At 33.2% G+C, this 25,950-nt stretch carries 22 protein-coding genes; 10 read left to right on the top strand and 12 right to left on the bottom strand.

The features are described 5' to 3' along the window. Positions 1-49 precede the first annotated feature (49 nt). Positions 50-547 (top strand): hypothetical protein, encoded by a 498-nt coding sequence (locus tag BSF42_RS17320; protein WP_095954353.1) that lies wholly within the window; start codon positions 50-52, stop codon positions 545-547. 347 nt (positions 548-894) lie between these two features. Here the strand turns inward: BSF42_RS17320 and BSF42_RS17315 are convergent, their stop codons facing one another. Further along, positions 895-1,317, bottom strand: a complete 423-nt coding sequence (locus BSF42_RS17315) for a protease complex subunit PrcB family protein (RefSeq protein ID WP_095954352.1) — start codon at positions 1,315-1,317, stop codon at positions 895-897. Positions 1,318-1,333: 16 nt separating this feature from the next. Then, positions 1,334-2,479 (bottom strand): N-acetyl-alpha-D-glucosaminyl L-malate synthase BshA, encoded by a 1,146-nt coding sequence (gene bshA / locus BSF42_RS17310; RefSeq protein ID WP_095954351.1) that lies wholly within the window; start codon positions 2,477-2,479, stop codon positions 1,334-1,336. 679 nt (positions 2,480-3,158) lie between these two features. Here bshA and BSF42_RS22850 point away from each other — a divergent pair. Next, entirely contained in the window at positions 3,159-3,293 is a 135-nt protein-coding gene (locus tag BSF42_RS22850) for a GIY-YIG nuclease family protein (protein WP_371616144.1), read from the top strand. 249 nt (positions 3,294-3,542) lie between these two features. Here the strand turns inward: BSF42_RS22850 and BSF42_RS17300 are convergent, their stop codons facing one another. The 5 genes from BSF42_RS17300 to BSF42_RS17280 form a co-directional block, all read right to left on the bottom strand. After that, a complete protein-coding gene (locus tag BSF42_RS17300) occupies positions 3,543-4,025 on the bottom strand; it encodes an ABC transporter ATPase (protein ID WP_095954350.1) in 483 nt (160 codons plus the stop codon). A gap of 111 nt (positions 4,026-4,136) precedes the next feature. Then, on the bottom strand, positions 4,137-4,928 hold the full coding sequence (locus tag BSF42_RS17295) for a (Fe-S)-binding protein (protein WP_095954349.1): 792 nt from the start codon (positions 4,926-4,928) through the stop codon (positions 4,137-4,139). A gap of 201 nt (positions 4,929-5,129) precedes the next feature. Further along, complete coding sequence (locus BSF42_RS17290) at positions 5,130-6,464, bottom strand: (Fe-S)-binding protein (RefSeq protein WP_095954348.1); 1,335 nt, start codon at positions 6,462-6,464, stop codon at positions 5,130-5,132. 6 nt (positions 6,465-6,470) lie between these two features. Continuing rightward, positions 6,471-7,439: an MlaD family protein gene (locus tag BSF42_RS17285; protein WP_095954347.1), complete on the bottom strand. Its 969-nt coding sequence runs from the start codon at positions 7,437-7,439 to the stop codon at positions 6,471-6,473. A gap of 50 nt (positions 7,440-7,489) precedes the next feature. Continuing rightward, positions 7,490-8,614 (bottom strand): N-acetylmuramoyl-L-alanine amidase, encoded by a 1,125-nt coding sequence (locus BSF42_RS17280; protein WP_095954422.1) that lies wholly within the window; start codon positions 8,612-8,614, stop codon positions 7,490-7,492. A gap of 82 nt (positions 8,615-8,696) precedes the next feature. Between BSF42_RS17280 and BSF42_RS17275 the strand changes: the two genes are divergently transcribed. Beyond that, positions 8,697-11,393 carry a putative LPS assembly protein LptD gene (locus tag BSF42_RS17275; protein WP_371616112.1) on the top strand — a complete coding sequence of 899 codons (2,697 nt, stop codon included), beginning with the start codon at positions 8,697-8,699 and terminating at the stop codon, positions 11,391-11,393. A 27-nt stretch (positions 11,394-11,420) separates the two neighbouring features. After that, positions 11,421-11,801: a RidA family protein gene (locus tag BSF42_RS17270; protein WP_095954345.1), complete on the top strand. Its 381-nt coding sequence runs from the start codon at positions 11,421-11,423 to the stop codon at positions 11,799-11,801. Here the strand turns inward: BSF42_RS17270 and BSF42_RS17265 are convergent. The 5 genes from BSF42_RS17265 to BSF42_RS17245 all read right to left on the bottom strand — a co-directional run bounded on the left by BSF42_RS17265 (position 11,782) and on the right by BSF42_RS17245 (position 20,077). Further along, on the bottom strand, positions 11,782-12,156 hold the full coding sequence (locus tag BSF42_RS17265) for a methylglyoxal synthase (RefSeq protein WP_095954421.1): 375 nt from the start codon (positions 12,154-12,156) through the stop codon (positions 11,782-11,784). The genes BSF42_RS17270 and BSF42_RS17265 overlap by 20 nt on opposite strands. Before the next feature lie 10 nt (positions 12,157-12,166). After that, on the bottom strand, positions 12,167-13,018 hold the full coding sequence (locus BSF42_RS17260) for an N-acetylglucosamine kinase (protein ID WP_095954344.1): 852 nt from the start codon (positions 13,016-13,018) through the stop codon (positions 12,167-12,169). 129 nt (positions 13,019-13,147) lie between these two features. Beyond that, complete coding sequence (gene gap / locus BSF42_RS17255) at positions 13,148-14,152, bottom strand: type I glyceraldehyde-3-phosphate dehydrogenase (RefSeq protein ID WP_095954343.1); 1,005 nt, start codon at positions 14,150-14,152, stop codon at positions 13,148-13,150. A 93-nt stretch (positions 14,153-14,245) separates the two neighbouring features. Beyond that, positions 14,246-15,232, bottom strand: a complete 987-nt coding sequence (gene pfkA / locus BSF42_RS17250; protein WP_095954342.1) for a 6-phosphofructokinase — start codon at positions 15,230-15,232, stop codon at positions 14,246-14,248. Between the two features lie 309 nt (positions 15,233-15,541). Further along, positions 15,542-20,077, bottom strand: a complete 4,536-nt coding sequence (locus BSF42_RS17245; protein ID WP_253251099.1) for a translocation/assembly module TamB domain-containing protein — start codon at positions 20,075-20,077, stop codon at positions 15,542-15,544. 201 nt (positions 20,078-20,278) lie between these two features. Here BSF42_RS17245 and tsaD point away from each other — a divergent pair, with 201 nt between their 5' ends. From tsaD to BSF42_RS17215, 6 genes are all read left to right on the top strand, one after another. Beyond that, entirely contained in the window at positions 20,279-21,301 is a 1,023-nt protein-coding gene (tsaD, locus tag BSF42_RS17240; protein ID WP_095954341.1) for a tRNA (adenosine(37)-N6)-threonylcarbamoyltransferase complex transferase subunit TsaD, read from the top strand. A 2-nt stretch (positions 21,302-21,303) separates the two neighbouring features. Next, the gene (locus tag BSF42_RS17235; RefSeq protein WP_095954340.1) at positions 21,304-22,014 is read left to right on the top strand and encodes a 16S rRNA (uracil(1498)-N(3))-methyltransferase; all 711 of its coding nucleotides are present in this window, start codon (positions 21,304-21,306) and stop codon (positions 22,012-22,014) included. 273 nt (positions 22,015-22,287) lie between these two features. Beyond that, positions 22,288-22,926, top strand: coding sequence for a DUF4159 domain-containing protein (locus tag BSF42_RS17230; RefSeq protein WP_095954339.1), 639 nt, complete (start codon positions 22,288-22,290; stop codon positions 22,924-22,926). Between the two features lie 71 nt (positions 22,927-22,997). Further along, complete coding sequence (locus tag BSF42_RS17225; RefSeq protein WP_095954338.1) at positions 22,998-23,495, top strand: TrmH family RNA methyltransferase; 498 nt, start codon at positions 22,998-23,000, stop codon at positions 23,493-23,495. 295 nt (positions 23,496-23,790) lie between these two features. Beyond that, positions 23,791-24,750, top strand: a complete 960-nt coding sequence (locus BSF42_RS17220) for a zinc metalloprotease (protein ID WP_095954337.1) — start codon at positions 23,791-23,793, stop codon at positions 24,748-24,750. 108 nt (positions 24,751-24,858) lie between these two features. Next, a complete protein-coding gene (locus BSF42_RS17215) occupies positions 24,859-25,950 on the top strand; it encodes an AI-2E family transporter (RefSeq protein ID WP_095954336.1) in 1,092 nt (363 codons plus the stop codon).

Below are 25,950 nucleotides of genomic sequence, written 5' to 3'. Positions count from 1 at the left end.
TGTCTAGGACTGTAATTATACATTTGAAAAAAATTAATTTAACCATTTTATGAAAAAAATCATTTTATCTGCCATGATGCTTTTAGGATTAGCGTTTACGGCTCAATCACAAGAAATTTCGAAACATGCCCTAGGTTTACGTTTAGGAGACAATAACGGATTTGGAGGTGAAGTATCATACCAACTAGGATTAAGCCAAAAAAACAGACTTGAATTTGATTTAGGCTGGAGAAACAGTAGAGATGTAGACGCTGTTAAAGGCGTTGCCCTTTACCAATGGGTTTGGAACATCGATGGAGGTTTTAACTGGTACGCTGGTGTCGGTGGAGGTGTTGCTGCATGGGATTACGATTACTACAACAACAATTTCAGATATAATGACAGCGGAACTTACGTTTTTGCTGCTGGAGATATTGGTATTGAATATAGATTTAGTGAAGTGCCAATTACACTATCGTTAGATGCTAGACCAGAAATTGGTTCAGGATATTATGACGATGACAACTTTGGATTCGACGTTGGATTAGGCGTTAAATTCAGATTCTAAAATAAAATTAAAAAATAATTGTAAAAAGAAACCTGTCGCTTATAAACGACAGGTTTTTTTTATGCTTTTAAATAAACTAAGTTTCCGTTAGAGAAGTCAAAGGCATTAAGATATAAAAAAGGGCTTCAACTTCGCTCAGCCTGACATTTAAATCATAACACTCATAACCATAACTAATTACTAAGACTAAGAACTAATTCCTAAGGACTAAGGACTAATCACCAAGAACTAATCACCAAGAACTAATCACTAAGAACTAATCGCTAAGGACTAAAGACTAATCACTAATCACTAATCACTAAGAACTAAAGACTAATCACTAAGAACTAATCACTAAAAAACTTAAATCACTTAATAATAATTTCTTTCTTAGAATGAATTTTCACCACAGTGTAAGGATATGAAATTACCTGCATTGTCATTGCATCTTGAGCAGGACTGTTTTCCTTTACTGTAATAATGATATTCTTATCCGTTTCTTCCACCTTTTCAACATCAATAGAATAACCGCTGGTATTTTTCTCCCCCATATTCAAGATTACATAGTTATAATCATGAACGTTAGGATTCTTCATTTTATCAGCTAAAATCGGATCGTTTTCAAGCATTTTAATTTCATTTGGCTCAGTCAAAATCTCGAAGAATTTAATATTGCCGCCGCCACTAGACTGCGTAGTCAAAACCTCATACAAAGCTTTAGACTCTTCCGTTTTCTTTACACCACAAGAAATCATAACAAAAACCGCTAATACAGAAATTACTTTTTTCATTTATTTCTTTTTAAAATTAATGCTTTTCATATTTATAGTCATCAACTGCTTTTTGATACAAAGCCTCATATTTAGGCAGAATATTTTTGATATCAAACTTTCTAGCAACCTCAAGTGCATTTGCCTTAAACTGATTCAATACCGTATCATCTCTCAAGATTTTCAACGCATTTTCAGCCATTTCTTCAACATTTCCAACATTGCTTAAATAACCAGAAAAACCATCGAAATTTACCTCAGGCAAACCACCCGAATTACTAGAAATTACAGGAACACCGCACGCCATAGCTTCTAAAGCCGCCAAACCAAAACTTTCCGTTTCAGAAGGAAGCAAAAACAAATCGGTCATGCATAAGATTTTATCAATTTCATGGCTGTTTCCAAAGAAAATTACTTTATCTAAAATTCCTAATTCCTGACATAAAATTTCTGCTTTTTCTTTTTCAGGTCCATCACCAACCATCATTAGTTTAGCCGGAATTTCTTTCTGAATATTATAGAAAATTTTAATAATATCAGGAATACGTTTTACTTTTCTAAAATTACTAATATGCGTTATAATACGCTCATTTTCATTTGCCATTACATAACGATGACATGGCGCCAATGGATCTTTTTTAACTTTATCAAGTTCAATAAAATTCGGAATTACCTTAATTTTATTCTTGATTTTAAATAACTTCAACGTATCATCTTTCAAACTTTGCGAAACCGAAGTCACATAATCCGATTTATTTATGCTAAAAGTTACTGCCGGTTTATAAAAAGGATGATTTCCAACCAAAGTAATATCCGTTCCGTGAAGCGTTGTAATCATCGGAAGATTAATTCCTTCATTCTTCAACATCTGTTTTGCCATATAACCTGCGTAAGCGTGTGGAATCGCGTAATGAACGTGAAGAAGTTCTATTTTGTACAACTTCACCATATCTACCAACTTACTCGATAGCGCTAATTCGTACGGCTGATAATGAAACAATGGATATTCCGGAACATTTACTTCGTGATAATGAACATTCGGATTTAAAAGTGCCAATCTAACTGGCTGACTGTATGTGATAAAATGTATTTCGTGTCCTCTTCTGGCCAATTCAAGACCTAACTCAGTAGCTACTACACCACTACCGCCAAAAGTAGGATAACAAACTATTGCTATTTTCATGTATTAAATTTAATTCTACGAAAATACTCAAAAATAGCGTTTAAATAGTCTTTTAAATTGTTAGATTTTTGACAAAATTAGATTAATTCTAGTTGATAAATAATTCTAGAAGCAGCACAATAATTTTCAAAAGAACCATTAGTCCCGCTGTCCGCTATATCTTTTTCTGTTCTCGTTAAAGAAACGAGACCAGAAAAAGGATACCGCTCCCATCGGGGCTAGATTAGACGTTTTTGTTTTTATAAGAACTTACTAACGCCAACTTTGTCAAAGTTTAAAACTTTGACAAAGCTAACTCCAGTTTGTCATTCTGAACGAAGAATCACACGCGGGGATCGACAAAGATTAGTTCTTTACTTTTCCATAACTAGCACGGTTTTGTTGTCCTGAGAAACGAAGAATCACACTCGAGAATCGACAAAAATTGGTTGTTTACTTTTTCCATACTTCGCACGGTTTGTCATCCTGAGGAACGAAGGATCGCACTCGGGAATCGATAAAGATTGACTATTTTACTTTACGGAATTACCTTATTGAGTTTCTAGTGTGATCCTTCGTTCTTCAGGATGACAAAAAAATAAAACACATATATTTTTACAAAAAAAATGTTTAATCCTCAAGATGGGTATCATACCTACTATATTTATATTATTACAAACAAAATCGATCAACGTTCTATATTGGGGTAACTCAAAATTTAAGAGAAAGACTTAAGCAGCATAAGGAAAACATTCAAAATAATGTTAAAACCTTCGCTTCTAAGTATGGCATTGAATTTTTGGTGTATTACGAGAAATTCACTTGGATCAAATAAGCAATTGCAAGAGAAAAAGAATTGAAAGGATGGATTAGGGTAAGAAAAATTGATTTGATAAAAGATTTTAATCCAACTTTTGAATTTCTGACTTATCTTTTTGAATAGTTCTATTATTTTTCACACGGTACATTTTATTGAATAGCTTCACTCAGTTTTATCATCCTCGACTGACAAAAAAAACTATAAAACAAAAAAAAAGGCACAAAATCTAAAATTTCATGCCTTCTAAAATATCATAAGCGATTCTTAGAAAAATCTACTGTGCCAGCTGTCAGCAGCAGGAACTTCCCAGGACTCGTTGAATTCTTCAATATTATTAACCAAGTTATTAAAAACAATCGTATTCTCAGAAACCGATTTATCTTTAACCATTTTCTTAAAATCGATTAATGTTTTATGAGCGATATGTTCACCGTTTTTAAAAGTAACATTCATTTTATCCAATAAATCAACATTATATTTCTTCTCCAAACTTTGGATAAATTCTACAGAACTATCGATAGAACAACCCGTCGCAGCCTGCACATCTTGATTAACAGCTAATATGATAAATCTGTTATATTTCAATAAAAAAGAAGCTTCAAGACTGGTACCGTGTGCGGCCCATTGTTCTACAAAAGCTTTTAAATCAGTTTCGATTTCAGAAAACTCTTCCTCAGAAAATTTTCTGTTCGATTGATAAATCCAAACTCTGGATTCACCAGGTAAATCTTCAAAAGGTATATACATTTTTTAATTTTAGATTTTAGATTGTTGTTTTTTTTTTGAAAGTTTCAAGTTTTAGGTTTCAAGTTAAAAACCTGAGAATCTTAGAAACTCAGCACCTTAGAACCTAACAAATTAAAGATCTTGCGCATTAGCAATTAACTCTGCAACATCCATTACTTTTACTTCTCCCTCTTTATGTGCATGTTTAATTCCATCTGTTAACATCGTGTTACAAAACGGACAACCCGCAGCGATAATATCCGGCTGTACTTCCAAAGCATCTTCTGTACGAAGTACGTTTACTTCCTTGTTTCCAGGTTCGGCATCTTTAAACATTTGTGCTCCGCCTGCCCCACAACATAAACCATTTGATTTAGAACGTTTCATTTCGACCAATTCAACATCTAACTTTTGAATTAAATCTCTCGGCGCTTCATAAACTTTATTTGCTCTTCCTAAATAACAAGGATCATGAAAAGTTATTTTCTTTCCTTTAAATTGTCCACCTTCAACAGTTAATCTTCCATCATCAATTAATGATTTCAAAAATTCTGTATGATGAATTACTTCGTAATTACCGCCTAATTCAGGATACTCATTTTTTAACGTATTAAAACAATGCGGACAAGCGGTAACAATTTTTTTTGCTTCATAAGCATTCAAAACCTCGATATTCATCATGGCCTGCATTTGAAACAAAAATTCATTTCCAGCTCTTTTTGCAGGATCTCCAGTACAACTCTCTTCTGTACCTAAAACCGCAAAAGAAACATTCGTACGATTTAAAATACGCACAAATGCTTTAGTAATTTTTTTTGCTCTATCATCAAAACTCCCTGCGCAACCTACCCAAAATAAAACTTCTGGCTGTGTTCCCTGGGCTAGCATTTCTGCCATTGTTGGCACTACTAAACTTTCTGACATCTTCTTTTATTGTTAAATCGGTTAATCGTTTATTTGGTTAATAGTACTCCTAACTATAACCCACTAAAAACCTATAATATTTTATTCAATCAATTAAAAAGTTAATCGTTGATTTTGTTTAATTGTTTAATCGCAAGCTTGGCGAACCCTAATTACAATTAAACAAATTAACAATTAACCGATAACCGATTAAACACTATTTTAATTTTCGTTCTTCCAGTTCAATCTATCCTGCTGGCTGTACTGCCAAGGAGCTCCATTGTTTTCAATATTAGTCATCATCGCATTTAATGACATTGGAGCAGCACTTTGTTCCATTACCAAATAGCGACGCATATCCATAATAATAGATAACGGACTAATATTTACCGGACATTCTTCTACACAAGCATTACAAGACGTACAAGCCCATAATTCTTCTGGAGTGATATAATCATTTAAAAGCATTTTGTTGTCTGGAACAAAAACACCTTTATTAGCATCAATATTTTTTCCAACTTCAGTTAAACGATCTCTTGTATCCATCATAATCTTACGAGGAGATAATTTTTTACCTGTTTGATTTGCTGGACAAGCAGATGTACAACGTCCGCATTCTGTACACGTGTAAGCGTTTAACAACTGAACCCAGTTTAAATCCTGAACATCACTTGCTCCAAATTTAGCTGGCGCAGCATTTTCATCTGCAGGCGGTGCTGCAGCAAACGGATCTGCATTTGGATCCATCATTAACTTCACCTCTTTGGTTACAGATTCTAAATTATCAAACTGCCCTTCTGGTTTCAAGTTTGCAAAATAAGTGTTTGGGAAAGCCAAAAGAATATGTAAATGTTTCGAGAAGTATAAATAGTTCATAAAAACTAAAATACCTGCAATATGCATCCACCAGAACACTTCAAACAAAAGTACTACCAATTCATTTGACAGACCATTAAAAATCGGTGCAATAAACTGACTTACTGGAAAACTTCCTGCTTTATGAAAAACACCGCCTGGAACATTTTGTAAATGAAGATCTGCGGCATTCATTAATAAAAACAAAATCATTAAAACGGTCTCAAAATACAGAATGTAATTAGCATCGCTTTTTGGAAATCCTTTTAAATCAGAATGAATAAAACGTTTCAGTCTGATAAAATTTCTTCTAATCCAAAATACGGTAACCGCAAAAATTACCAATATTGCCAATATTTCGAATGAAGCAATTAAAACATCATAAACTACACCTAAATAAGGAGCAAAAATTCTATGTGTTCCAAAAAGTCCATCAATAATAATCTCTAATAATTCGACATTAATTATTATAAAACCAACATATACAAAGATATGCAGTATTCCAGCAACAGGGCGTCTCACCATTCTTGACTGCCCAAGAGCAATCAATGCCATGTTTTTCCAACGAGCTTTAGGATTATCTTTTCGATCTACATCAACTCCCAAATTTATATTTCGGATGATTTTTTTTACGCTCGCTGCAAAAAAACCGAAACCTACTATAAGAAGTATTGCGAATAAAATATTATCTAAATAACTCATTTATAATTATTTTTTATCTGTTGAGTTTGTTTCTTCTGCTGGCGGTGCTACGTATGGTTTATTTTTCTTTCCAAAAAGAGAAACGTTTACGTAACGCGTTGGATAAAGACGTACGTCCTGCAATAACAATTCAAGCTCTTTTGAAGTTTTAGCTAAGTTATTATAAAGCGCATCATCATTTAATAATTTACCTGCAGTACCTTTACCAGAATTTAAATTATTCATTAAGCCATCAACTTTTGCCAAAGCCTGATTAAGATTACGAACTGTTTTTCCTAAATCTGCTTTATTTAAAGAATCTGATATCTTATTAAAGTTACTTGACATTTTATTCAAGTTTGACACTGCACTATTAATTTGACCTTTGTTGGTATCCAAAATATTGTTCAAACTTCCAGAAGCTCTATGAAATTGCTGCATAGTCTGACTCAACTCAGCAATTGTTTTCTTTAGGTTTTCTTGCGTAGTTTTATCTAAAGTATTGTTTAATCCTGTAACGAGAACGTCAATATTTAAAAGCATTTTATCCAGCTTCTGCTGAATTGGCTCTATTTTCCCTCCCAATGATTCTGTCAGGCCAAGTTCTACAGTAGAAGTTAATTTTTGCCCGTCCTCAGCTAATTCTTTATCAGCCATATTAGGAACAATTTTAATTTGCTTTCCTCCAATTAAACTTGGAGAATAGATTGCTGCTGTACTTGATTTAGAAACTGGAAAATCAGTTTTTAATTGAAGTTCAACTAGTAATTTACCTGTTACTTCGTCAATTGTAATTTTATTTACTTTGCCAATCGCAAGTCCGTTAAGTGTTACTGGTGCTGATGCTGATAAATCTTCAACATTATCATATTCAGCATATAGTACTTTATAATTTGTAAAAAGGTCTCTGCCTTTTAAAAAACTATATCCCCAGATAAATAATAAAATCGATGCGATGACTAATATAGCCGTTTTAATTTCTCTTGTTAGTTTCAAAATTCTAAGTGTTTATACAAAATTAATATAAATATTCGAACTTGCGCCTATTATTTAATTGCGTCCTGAATATTGATTTTTTCTCCATCTTTGGTTGCCACTAAAAACGCTGCGCCATATCCTTTACTTTTAGCTTCTTGCAAGTACTTTTGCGCTGTTTCGTAACTTGAAGTTTCTTCGTAGAAATATTTATAAATATTATTTTCATATAGCATTGACACATTTTTAAGTCCTTTAAAGTTTTTTGGTTCTAAAGGTGTTTTTTTGATACTTGCTATTAACTGAACCTTAAAAAATGTTCCTTTTGGAGCACTCTTCGCAGCTGTTACAGCTGTAGTCTTTGGTTTTACTGGAGTTGAAGTATCTCTTACTGGCCTACTCTCAGCAGCTTCTGGTGCTCCTGATCCAAAATATTCTCTTTTATAACTTAAGATCGCTTCGGCAATTGCTCTCGCAATGTCGTCCTGCCCTTCTTCCGAATTTAAAATATTTCCTTCTGTCGGATTAGAAACAAAACCTGTTTCAACCAAAACTCTCGGCATATATGCTTTATGAAGTACCATAAACGGCGCTTGCTTTACACCGCCTTGACGAAGTTTTTTACCTAATTTCTCAAAGTTATCTTCAATTTTAGTTGCTAATGAAATACTGTTGTCCAAATATTCTTCCTGCATTAAAGTCATTCCGATCATTGATTCAGGAGAATTTGGATCGAATCCTTCATATTTCCGTTGATAATCTTTCTCTAAAGTAATTACGGAGTTCTCTTTTTTCGCAGCTTCTAAGTTTGAGGCAACTTTACTTAAACCCATTACATAAGTCTCAGTTCCATCCGCGGCAGTATTTTTATTTGCGTTACAGTGAATAGAAACAAAAATATTTGAGTTTGCTCTGTTTGCAATATTTGCTCTTTCGACCAAATCTATAAAAACATCGGTCTTACGAGTATAAATTACGTTTACATTTGGGTTAAGCTCTAAAATTTTGCCCACTTTTAAAACAATAGCTAAAGCAATATTTTTTTCAATTCTGCCGCTATAAACTGCTCCAAAGTCATGAGCTCCGTGTCCGGCATCCAAAGTCACCTTAAACACATTTGACTGACTATGAGCATAAAAAGACAGTATCGTTAGAAATAAAGTAAATATTACCTTAAATTTGTTAATTCTATTCATAAATCTAAAAGTTAATTTTAATAAAATGCAGCAGTTATAATTTTTAGAATTGATTATTTTTGCCAAAAAATTATATGTAAGTTTGACATGTCAAAAAACACGCCATACTTTTACAAAAATAGCATTTAAACCTTTGCATACAAACTTATTTAATATCGTTTTAATATCATTTTTCCTAACTATAGGTTGTGGTAATTTATATTCGCAAGAAATAAAAAATAAAAAAAAGCCTTTACCTGCTGTAAAACAAACAGATAAAGAAGCTCCAGCAATTACAGACACTATAAAGCTTGATACCGTAAAACCCAAAAAAGCTTTTTTGGACGGAAAGGTGCGATACAAGGCTAAAGATTATGCGAAGATCGATCAAAAGAGAAAAACGATCACTTTGTATAATGAGGCAGAATTATACTATAAAGATGTTGAATTAAAATCTGGTATAATTGTTCTTAATTATGAAAAAGATGAAGTTTACGCCGGAAGAATTAAAGATTCTGCGGGAGTTTTAACTCAATATCCAAACTTCAAACAAGGATCAAGCGAAGTACAACCCGACTCTATCCGTTTTAATTTCAAGACAAAAAAAGCTTTAATTTATAATTCAAGAACCAAACAAGGTGAATTAAACATAAAAGCTGCGGTTACTAAAAAAGAAAATGATTCTGTTTATTATTTAAAAGGAGCACGTATCACTACAGCTTCAGATATTGATAATCCAGAATATTATTTCCGAACTCAAAAAATCAAATTCGTTCCTGGAAAAAAAATCGTAACGGGTTTAACTCAAATGGTTATTGCTGATGTTCCTACTCCACTAGCATTACCTTATGGATACTTCCCTTTGAGTCAAGAAAAAAGCGTTTCAGGAATTATAGTTCCAAGTTACAACGATTCGAATACAAGAGGTTTTTCATTGCAAAATGGAGGTTATTACTTTGCATTGAGTGATAATTATGATTTGACCGTACTTGGAGATTATTATACAAATGGAAGTTACGCCATGCGTTTCGAATCGGCGTATGCTACAAGATACAAGTATCGCGGAAATATCAATGTTCGTTTTGAAAACCTTATTAATAGTGAGCGTGGTTATCCGGATTATACAAAACAAGGTATTTACAACATTCAATGGTCGCACTCTAAAGACACAAAATCAAACCCTAATTCAACCTTTTCAGCATCGGTTAACATGGGAAGTAGTAAATACTTCAAGCAGTCTATCAACCAAGCCAATATTGGATCGAACTTAAATAATACTTTAAGTTCCTCTATTACCTACAACAAAACTTTTAATACGATTCCTGGTTCTCGTATTGCGCTATCTGCAACACATAGTCAAAATACGCAGACAGAAGACATTATTATGACACTTCCATCTTTACAGGGAAGCATTGATCGTGTATATCCTTTTGTTGGTAAAAATGGCGTTAAAAAAGGTTTTATTAAAAACATTAACCTTCAATACAGCGTAAGTGGTAAAAACTACTTTAAAACAAAAGATTCATTGTTTTTTAAACCGCAGATGTTTAACGATGCTCAGTTAGGAATGCAGCACACTATTCCGTTGAGTACGAACTTTAAGCTTTTTAAATATTTTAGTGCTGGAGCTTCTACTACTTATCAAGAAACATGGGTTAATAAAACCATAGATAAAAGCTACGATCCGTCTGAAGGAAAATCCGTAGATACACCTGTAAATGGTTTTGATTCTTTTAGAACTTACAATTTCAGCACCAATTTAGGAACCACTATTTACGGAACTTTTAATTTTGGAGAAGATAAAAGAATACAGTCTATTAGACACGTAATGCGTCCGAGTATAACCTATGCTTACACCCCAAGCTTTGAGCGTTATTACGACACTTATGCAGTTGATGCGACTGGAAGAATAACTAACGAATATACAAGGTTTGAGAATGGTATTTTTGGACAGCCAAGCAAAGAAAATTCTAACATTGTCGGTTTTGCATTAAGCAATACTTTTGAAGCCAAAGTTAGAGATCGAGACAGCACAAAAACAGAGCCTAAAAAAATAATGCTGTTAAACAACTTAAACTTGAGCACAAGTTACAACTTCGATGCTGATGGAACATCAACATTTGCATGGCAGCCTGTTTTAGTAAGCGGTGGAACACAATTTTTTGACAATAAAATGAACATGAATTTTGGTGCAACACTTGACCCTTATGCACTTGATAGTGGTAACCAAAAAATCAATAAGTTCAACATTGATAATGGAGGAAGTTTATTTCGATTAACCAGTGCGAATGTAACTGTCAATTATTCGTTTTCAAATAAAGGCACCGGCAAAGAGAAAAATACGCAGAGTCAGCGGAATGGAGGTCGAAGTGATGATTTGTTTGGTACAAATACCGACTTAAATGACAGCCGTAACAGCCAGTTTATCGATGAACCTGAAAAAGAAGATGTAATTACGGAGTTTTTTAATTCGAAAATTCCATGGGATATGACTTTAGCCTACTCCCTTACGTACTCAAATACGGGAAGACAAAATGAAATTTCAGGAAACTCTCTAATGGTTTCGATCAATACAGATATTACACCGAAATGGAAAGGCGGAGTTTCTACTGGTTATGACTTTGTACAAAAAGGTGTTACTTTTACTCAATTCCGTTTTGAAAGAGACTTATTGAGCTGGAGAATGGCATTTAACTGGCAGCCGCTTGGAACAAATTCTAACTGGAATTTCTTCATCGGTATTAAATCTGGTATGCTTAGTGATATTAAATGGAACAAACGAAGCGTTTCTAATAGATAAACTACTTTCAAATCAAATAACTTTATTATGAAAAAAATCATCTTTACCGACAAAGCTCCGGCTCCAATCGGGCCTTATAATCAGGCCGTATTATCTGGAAATACACTTTATGCATCTGGACAAATTGCAATTAATCCTGAGTCAGGAGAATTGATTACAGACAATATTAATGACGAAACCAATCAGGTTATGCAGAACATTGCCGCAATTCTTGAAGCTGCAGGGATGACTTTTGAGAATGTAGTAAAGGCTACAATTTTCATTATGGACATGAATAACTTTGGAGCAATAAACACAGTTTACGGTTCTTATTTTAACGAAAAAACCGCTCCAGCTCGTGAAACGGTTCAAGTGGCTTGTCTGCCAAAAAATGTAAATGTTGAGATTTCTATAATTGCTGTGCAATAGCATCTAGTAATAATTGTGCCGTTGCTTCATTGGTTGCCAGCGGCACATTATGTACATCACAAACACGAATCAGCATATTAATATCAGCTTCGTGTGGATGACTTGACAGTGGATCTTTAAAGAAGAAAACCATTTGAGTTATTCCTTCCGCTACTCTTCCTGCAATCTGCGCATCGCCTCCAAGAGGACCAGAAAGCATTCTTTGCGTTTTAAATCCAGCTGCTTCAGCTTTTCCTCCAGTTGTTCCTGTACCAATCAGCCTTACTTTTTCATTGTGTAAAACAGCCTCATTTTTAATCAAAAAATCAATTAAATCAGCTTTTTTTCCATCATGAGCAATAATGGCAATTTCCATAAAACCAGAACTATTGATTAGCGACATGGTAAGCAATTAATCCATCAATAGGTCTTCTTAAAACATTCCCTAATTGAAGTTCATATTTATTGAAAGTCTCTTGTAATTCATCTTTTAAATAAAATGCAATAGAACCTACGAAATGAACTGGAACTTCTTTACAGTTATCGAATTGCTGAATGTAATTCTTAACGAAAGATTTCATTCCTTTAAAGATAATTTTTCTGCAGAACTCAGTGTCTTTGTGCTTAATTAAAAACTTCGCATACGTTGCTAAGTAAGCATTTGGATTTGGTTCTTTATATAATTTATTTTTAATAAAATCTGGATCAACGTCATATTCTTTTTCAAGTTCAGAAGCTAATTCCTTAGGCATTTTATTAAAATAGTACTTTCTAATTAATTCTTTTCCGAAAACATTTCCGCTGCAGTCATCCATAACGATGTACCCTAATGACTGAACTTTTTGATGCAATACTTTTCCATCAAAATAGCTGCAGTTAGAACCAGTTCCTAAAATAGAAACAATTGCCTCTTGTCCTTTTGGAGTTGTTGCGTAAACTGCTGCATAAGTATCTTCTTGAACATCAACAATAGCGTTAACGAAATACTCTTGGAAAATTTGTGATAGTGCTGTTTTCATTCTATCAGTACCACAACCGGCACCGTAAAAGAATAAATGAGTAGCATTTTTTTTGTTTTGTAAAATATCAAAACGATCGTTTAATCTTTCAATAATTTCCGGACCGTCAAGAATTTCAGGATTTAATCCTAGGGTTTGTGTCGTGAATAATACTTTTCCATTATCATCAATTGCAATCCAATCGGCTTTAGTAGATCCACTATCAACTATTAATTTCATTTTTTTTTGTTTTTGGATTAGGTCTTCCCTATTACTAATTCAAAAGTGTATTTTCTACATTAATCATAGAGGTAACAAAATAAGAAAATCCCGCTATTGGATAACGGGATTTTGCAAAAATATATATTATTATTTTAAACCTGCAATATGCACAGATAAATCAATTAATTTGCTTGAGTATCCGTACTCATTGTCATACCAAGAAACCAATTTGAAGAAAGTTGAATTTAAACCAATTCCAGCAGTAGCATCAACGATTGAAGTTCTTTTGTCTGAAATAAAATCTTGAGAAACAACTGCATCTTCAGTATATCCTAAGATACCTTTCAATTCGTTTTCTGAAGCTTTTTTCAAAACAGCCATAATTTCTTCATAAGAAGTTTCTTTAGCTACTTTTACAGTTAAATCCACTGTAGAAACGTCAGCTGTAGGAACACGGAAAGCCATACCAGTTAATTTTCCATTCAAATCTGGAATTACTTTTCCAACCGCTTTTGCAGCACCTGTTGAAGAAGGAATGATATTGATTGATGCAGCACGTCCACCTCTCCAGTCTTTTCTTGAAGGTCCGTCAGCTGTCATTTGAGTTGAAGTTGTAGCGTGAACAGTTGTCATTAAAGCTTCGACGATTCCGAAGTTATCGTGAATAACTTTAGCTAAAGGAGCTAAACAGTTTGTAGTACAAGAAGCATTAGAAACAACTAAGTCAGAAGCTTTTGCAGTTTCGTGGTTTACTCCCATTACAAACATTGGAGCATCTGCAGATGGAGCAGAAATGATTACTTTTTTAGCACCACCTTTAATGTGCTCATTTGCAGTTTCGATAGTTGTGAAGATACCAGTACATTCTGCTACTACATCAACATCAACTTCGTTCCATTTTAAATCAGCAGGATTTCTTTCTGCAGTAATACGGATATTTCTTCCGTTTACGTAAAGTTTACCTTCTTTAACTTCTACAGTTCCATCGAAACGACCGTGAACTGAATCATATTTTAATAAATAAGCTAAGTGATCTACATCTAACAAGTCATTGATTGCAACAACTTCTACATTATCTCTATTGAAAGACTCTCTAAAAACGATTCTTCCGATACGTCCAAATCCGTTTATTCCTAATTTTACTTTTGACATTTTACTAAATTTTTGCTTTTGTTTTTATTACACTATTTCAAAGTCTAATTTCCTCACAATAAACTTCTCTTCTTTTTAAACTTTTATATTGGATTATGTCGACATAATGTCTGACACTCTTAATAATTCTCTGTCTATTTCAGATTTCCCTTTAATAGCCTGCTCAAGCGGCGTTAAAACCACTTTATCTTCTTTAAGTCCAACCATATAATTTGATTTTCCTTCAATTAAAGATTCTACTGCTTTTACTCCTAAACGGCTTGCTAAAACACGGTCAAAACAAGATGGAGAACCACCACGCTGCATGTGTCCTAAAACAGATACTCTTACATCGTACTCTGGTAAATTAGCTTCAACATAATCTTTTAATTCGAATACGTTTTTACCAATTTTATCTCCTTCAGCAATTACTACTATACTTGATGATTTTCCTGAAGCTTTACTTTTTTGAAGTGAATCTAAAAGACGATCTAAACCTAAGTCTTCTTCAGGAATAAGAATTTCTTCTGCTCCTGCTCCAATACCTGCATTAAGAGCAATGTGACCAGCATCTCTACCCATAACCTCTACAAAGAATAAACGGTTATGAGAACTTGCTGTATCTCTAATTTTATCAATACAATCTACAACAGTATTTAAGGCAGTGTCGTAACCTAAAGTAAAACTCGTACCAAAAATATCATTATCAATTGTACCCGGAATTCCCATAACTGGAAAATCATATTCTGAATTAAAAATCAAACCTCCAGTAAAACTTCCATCTCCACCAATAACTACCAAAGCATCAATTCCTGCTTTTAAAAGATTTTCGTGTGCTTTTTTTCTACCTTCTGGGGTTCTAAACTCAACTGAACGAGCCGATTTTAAGATCGTTCCACCTTTGTTTACAATATTATTTACGCTTCGGGGTCCCATTTCTTTGAAGTCTCCTTCAATCATTCCTTGATACCCTCTATAAATTCCGATGCATTCTATATTATGATATGCGCAAGTTCGAACAACTGATCTAATTGCAGCATTCATTCCAGGTGAGTCTCCTCCTGACGTAAGAACACCTACTTTTTTTATTGTTTTTGGCATTATTTAAGTATTAAAGTGTAAAATTAGCAAACATTAAGCACTTTTCAGGTTACGATTATCATAAATTAATAAAATATGTTAAATTCAAACGTTTTCGTTAATAAGTTTTTTCTAGGAAAAAATTTCATTAAAAATAATAAATCACTATCTTTTTAATTAAATCGTCAAAATTAACAATACCTAAATGAAGTGTTATAAAAATCGGAATTTCTCGCTCAGATGAAAAATTCTAATAGAGCCGCTAAATTTAGCACAAAAAAAACCATTATGAGAATAATGGTTTTATAAATGTCTTTTTTTAACAAAGTGTTAATAATCATTGTCGGGAATTAGTCCCTGATTATTACTTGGTTCTTGTTTCTGCTTATTTTCATCTTCCTTTTTCTTTTTCTCCTCCTCTTTTTTCTTTTTCTCTTCCTCTTTGGCAGTTTTCTTTTTGTTTTTATCTGAATCCTTTTTACTTGTAAAGTTCATATAGTCAGGATTGAGATAGGAATCTTGAAGATCATCAGATGATCCTTTTACAGCCTTTTCAATTTTGTGATTCTTAAACAGTTTATTGACTAATTCGCTGAAAGTGTCAAAATCTACTTCATAAGAAATACCAACTCCTTGCGTATATCCAATTCCCTGTCCGATATAATTAATATCATTTTCTTTATTAAAAAGTCGCAGATTCATTGTACCATCTTCATTGACACGATATAGAATTTCAATATCACCCACAATTGCAGATTCATTTACACCGCCGACCGGAACTCCTAATTTTCCATTTATGGTAATGCGTTCATTAACCTGAGAAGATATATTAGCTACGAATTGACCATCTGCTTCCTGTCCCATTCTTCTGTCTGCAGCAATATAGTTTAAGTCGATATTAACCTTATCATTATCAGATTTTATAATGTTACCAAATAAACTTGATGCTGTTTCTGACAATGTTCCAGAGAAATCTCCCTGACTAAATCCGTCTGTACTCATAAACGAACCTGTAGACAATAAATATAATGCTTGTGTCTGGCGAATGTCTTTATCGTCTAACTTATATTGTATCTCCGATTTCAACACGCTGCTTACAGATGGAAATTGAATATCAAAATTAGGTTCTGGACTCGCTAAATCTCCTCTTAATCCAATAACAACTTCGACTGGTACTTTTTTATTGAATGAAGAAGCATTATCTAAAAGCACTGCAGGATTTGCTGTAGTTTTATAAACCGCTTCCAAATTTAACTGGGCACGCATCGGGTTTCCTTCCCAAATAATGGAACCTCCTTTTTTAACCGAGAATTTTTTATCTATAAGTCCGCCGTATTTAAAGTTGTACGTTCCTTCGTACGCCTGGAAATCTCCCCACATATTAAATTTACCAAGTGTATTAATTTTAAATAAAAGTGATCCGTATCCTTTTCCCTTCATACCATGTCCAGAATTTCGATCGAGAATAACCTCTACTTCGGCATCTGGGGTAATATCAAAATCAAATTCCAGTTCAAGTCCGTTGTAATTTCTTGTTTTTTCAACAATTCCATTAGCGAGATTATACTTTTCTTTTGGCGTCACAAAATGAATCCAACTGCTCTCTCCAACACTTTGCACATTATTAATAGGGATCTTGACTTCGGTTCCTTTTTCAGATTTAGCATCAACCTTAATAAATAAACCTTCTACAGGGCCACGAATACTTGCTGATCCGTTAATAAAAGCCGTACCAAAATAAGCTGCATCATCGCTGTCTTTTGTATCAAGTGCCAGTAAACGTTTTGATGTTATATTTAAATCTAATTTCCAGTCGCCAAAATTCTGATGTTCAATACTTCCGTTCAGCAGTCCTTTTGTTCCATATTTAGTATCTGTCAGCTGATTATTTCTAAACAGGAATTTTTCATTGGTCAAATCAATTACTGTTCTATCACTTAATTCGTAATCGACATTTAAATAAGGCACAGTCATTCCTGCTTTTTCAACATACAAACGACCGTTGATTTCTGGTTTTTTCAAATTTCCAACAACAGAGGCATTTCCAGAAACCGAACCACGAACATTAGATAAAACATCTCCTCCAATTGTTCCTAAAGTGGCCAGATTAAATCCTTCCAATTTCAGGTTCATGTCCATTATAGTTTCTTTATTCTCTACTGCAAAAGTTCCGTTAGCTCTAAATGATTCTGTAAAACCATTTTGTATAGACGAATTAACCGTGAATTTTCTAAATGTTTCATCTCCAGAAATATCAAAATTAAGCGTACCCAATTCTGTTTTATTCAAAACAAGATGATCGATTTTTATGGCCGCCGTGGGCTGGTAAACATTCTTATTCTGCTTATAATTTATATTACCATTTAAATTACCATTGAATACAAATTTAGAATTTACGGGCGTAATTTTATTGATGTCAACATCTTCAAAATTCAGCACCAGATCTTTATAATCGTTTCCTTTAATCTCACCATTCAAATCAATTTTCTGATTTTCGTGAGATAAAACAATATTATCTATGGTGAAATTTTTAAAATACTGATCAAAAACAATTTGATTGTCTTGTTCGGCATCTTCATTTAAATACCATAAATAGTCTTTAAACTTCATCTCTGATTTCTTGATTCCGACAATATTGTTTTTATTTTTATCTATTGTATGATATAAATCCAGATTGAAATAATCTTCTCCAGTATTTCCTCCTTTAAATTCGGAGCGTACAAACAATGTATCTTTTGACGTAACATTGATCAAATTAAAATCGCGAATCTTATAATAAGGCGTTTTAATACTGTCTAATTCGATGAACGCATTGTAAAGCGTATTCTTATTATCGATATTGATTCGAATATTATCAAATGTATTCTTGGCTGCCGTAATTTTCTGTGATCTGAAACGGAATTTAAATTCCTGCAGATCCGAATCTATTTTTCCTCGTACAACCGTAGAAGAGTCAATATTTATATCTGGATAAAGCATTTCTACCACTTTATCGTAAACACGGAAATTAAAGCGTAAAAACTGTCCTTTCTTAACTTTGTAAGGTTTATAATTGGTATATAAACTTCCAACAGAGTTCATTACCAATTTATCCAATTGGTCAAATCTGAATTTTCCAACAATTTTTCCGTCCACAACATCATTGGAACCAATGGTAATAGTTCTCAATCGATCTGCATCAAAATTGGAGCTGATTGTTACTTCTTCAAAAACATAATTGGATTTCGGATTTTGATATTCGGCATCTTTTATAAAAATATCTCCTTGAAGATTTTCGATAGAATTTCCGGTAACCTGAACCACAACATCTCCTCTAAAATGAGAAATTGAGTCACCAACGAATTTTAATTTTCTTAAATCTGAATTCTCCACATTGATATGAAAATCGTAACGGTTTTCTTTTTTGCTCAAATCCAATAAACCATCAAAACTTAAACTTAAGTTTGGATCATTGACGGCAATTTGTCCTTTATAATAAGGAAGTTTAAAATTTCCGTTGACTACTATATTATTATAGGTATACTTGTTGTAATCTAATTTCGAAATATCTCCTTTAATAATAGTATTCAAATATTTTTCTGTAAAACCAACTCCGTCAACATCAAGATTTAAAGTTGTTTTTCCAACATCTTTTCGATTTAATACGGCTCCTACATCGAAATTAGTCAAGATAATATTTCCCGAATACGAAGCTTTATCGATAAAATCCATATTGTTCATATGAAGATCTACCTGTCCGTTTCCGAGGTCGGTTGCCATTTTAAAATTGGTTTCTAATTCAGTTGTTGAAACTTTAGCTTTTCCTACAATATTAAACTTACCGATTCTTTTAAGTTCTTTTGGAAGTTTTTTTCCTAAAACATCTGGAAGCAAAACAACCATATTATCATAGCTGGAAAGCAGTTTGTCGAATTTTCCGTCCATCGAAAATCGCTGCGTTTTACTGCCTAAAAGATTTCTGAAGTTTATTGTTCCGTTAATTTTTGATCCGTTAGTATCGCTTAATCTTAATTTAGAAAGCGTTAAATCATTTAGCGGACCGCTTAATTTTGTTTTGATTTTAAAATGTTGATTTTTGCCCAGTCCATCATAAAAATAACGGATATCATTTGTCGCAATAGAAGCCGAGTCTAACACTACATTAAACTTTACTTTATCTGTAAAATCAAGAAAATCTTCTGGTTTATAATTTAAAACCGCTAAACCATAAATGGAAGATCTTTTGGTTTTAACAGCCAGGTTTTCAACTTTAATCTGTTTTTTGGTATAGCTGAATTTTCCAGCAAAATTGGATACATACAAACCGCGGTGATCCATAAATGAAAATCGATGAATGTTCGTATTTACATCCGGTCCATACAATTTAAAGTCACTGATGTAAGCATTTAGTTTTGTAAAATCTAAAAATAACGGTGTGGCTTTATTTTCATCAACTACAGAAAATCTCCCTTTATCTATATAAGCATTTTTAGCAGTCAGCAAAAAATGTTTGGTAGATTTTGAAGGTGTTTGATTTTTTGTTTCAAAAGCTTTAATAAACTTATTGATATTATTTTCGTCTTCTCCTTTGTAGGTTTTCAGGTTAAAAATCAAACCTGTTAAGCGTAAATCTCCGAAAATTAAATCACCGTCAAGTAATCGGCTGAAACTCGCAATATCTGTAGTAATGATATCAGAGTAAATCAGTGTTTTTTTATGATGATCTAAAATCATCACTTTTTTTAACTTGACACCGCCAAAAATATTAATTGCCGTTTTCTCAACGCTGATATTAACCTTAAAATCTTCGTTTAAAGAGTTGGTCACATAATTAGCAATCTGAGTCTGTACAACAGGCAGCGACAGGGTAATAGCCAGTATTAGCAAAAGTAAAAGCAGCCCAATTAGGGTTCGTGATATTATTTTCTTTACTTTTCTGATAACTGTTTTAATTTTAGTTTTCTTTTAAATTTATTTTGAACAGACAAAGAACGGCTGTTTTTGATAAAAATTCTTTAATTTTGGTCACTTCTTAAATCAAATAAATAATTTGATTTGTCAAATATAATTCAAAATTTGTGCCTTTATATGCAAAATCCAGAGGTTTTTATTCTAGCCATCGAAAGTTCATGCGATGATACTGCTGCCGCGGTTTTACATAACGACAAAGTATTGTCAAATGTTGTAGCCAATCAATTAATTCACAATCAATACGGAGGTGTTGTTCCTGAATTGGCTTCGCGAGCGCACCAGCAGAATATTGTACCAGTTATAGATGCTGCACTTCGTAAAGCAAATGTACAAAAAGAACAGTTAAGCGCAATCGCTTTTACGCAAGGTCCAGGCTTAATGGGGTCTTTATTAGTTGGGACTTCTTTCAGCAAGTCTTTGTCTCTGGCTTTACAAATTCCGTTAATTGCTGTAAATCACATGCATGCCCATATTTTAGCCCATTTTATTGATGAAGAAGGTTATGACAAACCAGAATTTCCTTTTTTAGCCTTAACGATAAGCGGCGGACATACGCAAATTGTACGAGTAAATAGTTTTTTTGATATGGAAATCATCGGAGAAACAACAGATGATGCTGTGGGTGAAGCATTTGATAAAAGTGCAAAGATTTTAGGACTCCCTTATCCGGGCGGACCTTTGATCGATAAATATGCAAAAGAAGGAAATCCGAAAGCATTTACATTTACAAAACCAAAAGTGCCTGGATTAGACTTTAGTTTTTCTGGACTTAAAACAGCTATTTTATATTTCATTCAAAAAAACAAACAAGCAAACCCAAATTTCATTGAGGAAAACCTGAATGATATCTGTGCCTCAATTCAGCATACGATTATCGAAATTTTAATGGATAAAATTAAAATGGCGGTAAAAGAAACTGGAATTAAGCAAATCGCAATTGGCGGCGGGGTTTCTGCAAATTCAGGAATTAGAAGCACATTAAAAGAAACCGAAAGCAAATACGGCTGGAAAACTTTTATTCCAAAGTTTGAATATACAACAGATAATGCCGCAATGATTGGAATTGTGGGCTATCAAAAATACTTATCTAATCGTTTTGAAACTTCTGCTGTTGTTTCTAAAGCAAGAATTCAATTTTAATCATGCAGTTATTTTTCAATCCTAATATAGACGAAACAACACAAAGCTTTTCTTTTGATAAAGAAGAAAGCCGTCACATTATAAAAGTTCTTCGAAAAAAAGATTCCGACATTCTACATGTTACAAATGGTTCAGGATTATTATTTGAAACCCAGATTACATTGGCTTCAGACAATAAATGTATCGTTGAAGTACTTTCTATATCCAATGCCGAAAAACCAAAATTTCATCTGCATTTGGCCGTGGCGCCAACCAAAATGAATGATCGTTTTGAATGGTTCTTGGAAAAAGCAACTGAAATTGGAATTCAAGAAATAACGCCAATTTTTTGTGATCGTTCTGAACGAAAAGTAATCAACAAAGACCGTTTTGAGAAAATTATTCTGTCGGCGATGAAACAGTGCAACGAAAGTTTTCTGCCAAAATTAAATGAAGCTATTTCGTTTAAAGAATTTGTCAAAAAACAGCATCAAGGCTTACAATTGATTGCGCATTGTGAGGAAACAGATAAAAAATCTCTTAAAGAAGTCTTGCAGCCAAATGAAAATGTCACGATTTTAATTGGACCCGAAGGCGATTTTTCTGAGAAAGAAATTGCACTGGCTTTAGAAAACAATTACAAGCCAGTAACTTTAGGAAATACACGTTTAAGAACCGAAACAGCCGCTATTGTAGCTTGCCATAGTGTTGTTTTTTTTAATGAGAATATCTAGGTGATTCATTACGTAAAATCTTTGTCAAAGTTTCGAACTTTGACAAAGGTAGCTGCGGAGTTTCTTGCGAAGATTTCTCCTCTGTCGAAATGACAAAAACTGGCTTGACAAAGATTAAACACAATCTTGTCATCCTTGAGGAACTAAGGATCACACTCTATTAGATAAAGATTGTCGACAAATTTTGTGGAGTTTCTATTATGATCCTTCGTTCCTCAGGATGGCAAACGGAGACTTAAATCAAAAAGAAAAACGACTAGATAATTATAGTTTATGAAAAAAATATCTTACTTATTATTACTTTTTTCAGTTTCTTCGTTCTCACAAGAAATTGCTTTGCTTAAATACAGCGGAGGCGGTGACTGGTACGCCAATCCAACTTCTCTGCCAAATCTAATCAGTTTTTGCAATGCCAATATTTCTACCCGTATAAAAAGTAAACCTTCGACGGTTGAACCAAGCAATCCTGATTTGTTGTCCTACCCTTTTGTACACATGACAGGTCACGGAAATGTAGTTTTCAGCGACTCGGATGTAACTAATCTTCGAAATTATTTAACAGCCGGCGGTTTTTTGCATATTGATGATAATTACGGAATGGATCAGTTTATTCGAAAAGAGATCAAAAAAATATTCCCTAATAATAGTTTAGTCGAAATTCCAGCCAATCATCCTATTTTTCAAAAACCTTTTCCTTTTCCAAACGGATTACCAAAAGTTCATGAGCACGACGGAACTCGTCCGCAGGCATTTGGTATTTTTGTAGACAATAAATTGGTACTGCTTTACACGTACGAATGTGATTTGGGCGATGGCTGGGAAGATGCAGAAGTCCATAATGATCCTGCAAATGTTAGAGACAAAGCACTAAAAATGGGTGCCAACATTATCAATTATATATTTACTAATTAGTCACTAGTCTGTAGTGATTAGTGATCACTAATTACTAGTTACTAATTACTATTCACTTTTCACCTAAAAAAATGCAGCTTACTCACGAAGAAAATCAATTTGAAAGAAAAACTTTTCCCATAACTTTAGTTTGTGATCACATTTACTTTCAACAGAATATTGGTTCATTATTCAGAATTTCTGAGGCTTTTGGGGTTGAAAATATTATCTTTTTCGGAAAAGATATTCCGCTGACACCTCGTAAAATCAATAAAACTTCGCGCAGCACACATCTTCATGTGCAGCATTCTGTAATTGAAGATTATACAGAACTTCAATCTTTTCTAACGGACAATGATTTTGAAATTATTGCTTTAGAAATAGCTTCAAACAGTAAACCGCTAAAAGAAGTCATTATTCCAGAAAACAAAAAAATTGCACTACTGCTTGGAAGTGAAATCAATGGAATCTCTGATGAACTCTTAAAACTTTCACACCAAATTGTGCATATTAATATGTTTGGCAAAAATAGCAGTATGAATGTTGTGCAGGCGGCGAGCATTGCGCTTTACGAACTTACTTGCAGATAAAAAATTTACTTCTTAAGATTATTTCTAACCATTTTCCTGATTTTAAATAATTTGATTTCTCGAAATAATCGTTTAACGTACAAATATTTACGACTAAATACATTTAAAAAAATAAAAATAAAGTAAAATCTTGTTAATATTTTAAACTTACTTTTTGTAAGAACCAGTGTTTGTAAGGCACTGTAAAAATTCTCACAAAATATTCTTTATAAAATTTTTCTGTAATTCAATTTTGTTATAAAATTGCGCCAATGTTTAACTAATCAACATTTTTATAACAAAAACCCAAATTATTATGAAAAAAGTTATTATTACCGCATTTGCAACATTACTATTGTTTGCATGTCAAAATGAACAATCTGATGCCACTAATTCAGATGCACTTGCCGCTTCTCGTCGCGGATGCGCTACACAAGAAGTTTTAGAAGCTCAATTAAAAGCAGATCCGATGATGGCAATCAGGATGAACGAAATTGAAGCTTTTACTTCAAAACACGCTCTTACTAATTTTACAGGCCGTTTGGTAAATGGAAAAATTGAGATTCCAGTTGTAGTTAATGTTCTCTACAGAACGACTGCACAAAATATCTCGGCAGCACAAATTCAATCACAAATCGATGTATTGAATAAAGATTTTAATGCTTTAAATTCAGATTACAATAATGTACCAGCATTATTTTCAGGAGTTAAGGCGAATATAGGAATTACATTTGTTTTGGATCAGGTTATTAGAAAATCTACTACCAAAACTTCATGGGGGACAAATGATGCCATGAAAAAAACAGCTCAAGGCGGTATCGCTCCTACTTCTCCAACAACTAAATTAAACATTTGGACTTGTAACATTGGAGGCGGTATTTTAGGCTATGCGCAATTCCCTGGAGGTTCTTCTGCTACAGACGGCGTGGTTATTGACCCTCGTTACTTTGGATTATCTGGTTCTGCAAATGCTCCATTTAATTTAGGAAGAACAGCTACTCACGAAGTAGGACACTGGATGAACTTACGTCATATCTGGGGAGATGCAAATTGCGGAAGCGATCTTGTTGCCGACACTCCTACTCATAATGAAGAAAACTATGGAGTTCCTGCATATCCACATTACAGTACTTGTTCTGGTACACCTGTAGAGATGACTATGAACTATATGGATTATGTTGATGATGCAGCAATGTACATGTTCTCAACAGGACAAAAAAACAGAATTTCTGCAATTTTTACATCTGGAGGCGCAAGAGCTTCATTTGCACAATAAATGATACTAAAAATAACCGACAAAGCGAGATGGATTTCATCTCGCTTTTTTTGTTTAAACCTATATTTTAAAAAGCTTTTCGCTATATTTATAGTCTAAAATTAAAACATGATAACGTCAAAAACTATTTCGAACGGAATTTTAAGAGCTTTAGCAACAATCTTAATAATTGGCATCGTATTATACTTCTTATATTCAATTCAAACCGTAATTGTATACTTATGTATTTCATTACTACTATGCCTGCTCGCAAATCCGATGATCTTATTTTTTAAACAAAAACTTAAATTTGGTAATTCGATGGCTGCTGCCACAACGATTATTCTTTTTGTTCTGCTTCTCGTTGGTTTTATCTTTTTGTTTGTGCCGTTAATTATTTCCCAAGCCAATAACTTATCATTGTTAGACACCAATCAGCTGCAATCCCAATTCATGGAAACAGAACAGAGTATTGAAGCTTATTTTAATATTCAACATGTTGATTTAAATAAAGTTCTAAAAGATTCTAAGATCACTTCAATGTTAGATTTCACCTATTTTACAGGCTTTCTAAATTCAATCATAAATTTTATGGCTGATATGGGAATGGGATTAGTTTCTGTTTTCTTTATTACTTTTTTCTTTATAAAAGATCAGGATAATTTTAAAACTACAGTAAGAGAAATACTTCCAGACTCTAATGAGGATAAAATCATCAATTCGGTTATTAAAATAAATCATTTTTTAACTCGCTATTTTATTGGTTTATTGCTGCAATTAACTGTTGTCTTTATACTATACCTAATTGTACTGGTAATATTTGGAAACAAAAATGCATTTGTAATAGCATTCTTGTGTGCTATTTTAAATATCATTCCGTATTTAGGACCAATTATAGGAACTATTTTAGCAGCACTTTTAACAATGATCAGCTTAATCGGACAAGATTTCAGATCTGAAATTCTGCCGACAACTATTTACGTGGTAATCGGATTTTTAGTCGTTCAGGCGATTGATAACAATATCAGCCAGCCAATAATTTCATCAAAAAGTGTAAATTCGCACCCGCTGGAAATATTTCTAATTATTTTAATTAGTGGAATTACTTTTGGAATTGTCGGAATGATTATTGCCGTTCCTCTTTTTACAATGGTAAAAGTTATTTTAAAAGAATTCTTTCCTGACAATAAAATTATATCCGTTTTAACCCAAAGAATTTAG

It is taken from the genome of Flavobacterium sp. ACN6, assembly GCF_002304005.1.
GTDB lineage: Bacteria > Bacteroidota > Bacteroidia > Flavobacteriales > Flavobacteriaceae > Flavobacterium.
This window is presented reverse-complemented; position numbering and strand designations above follow the sequence as displayed.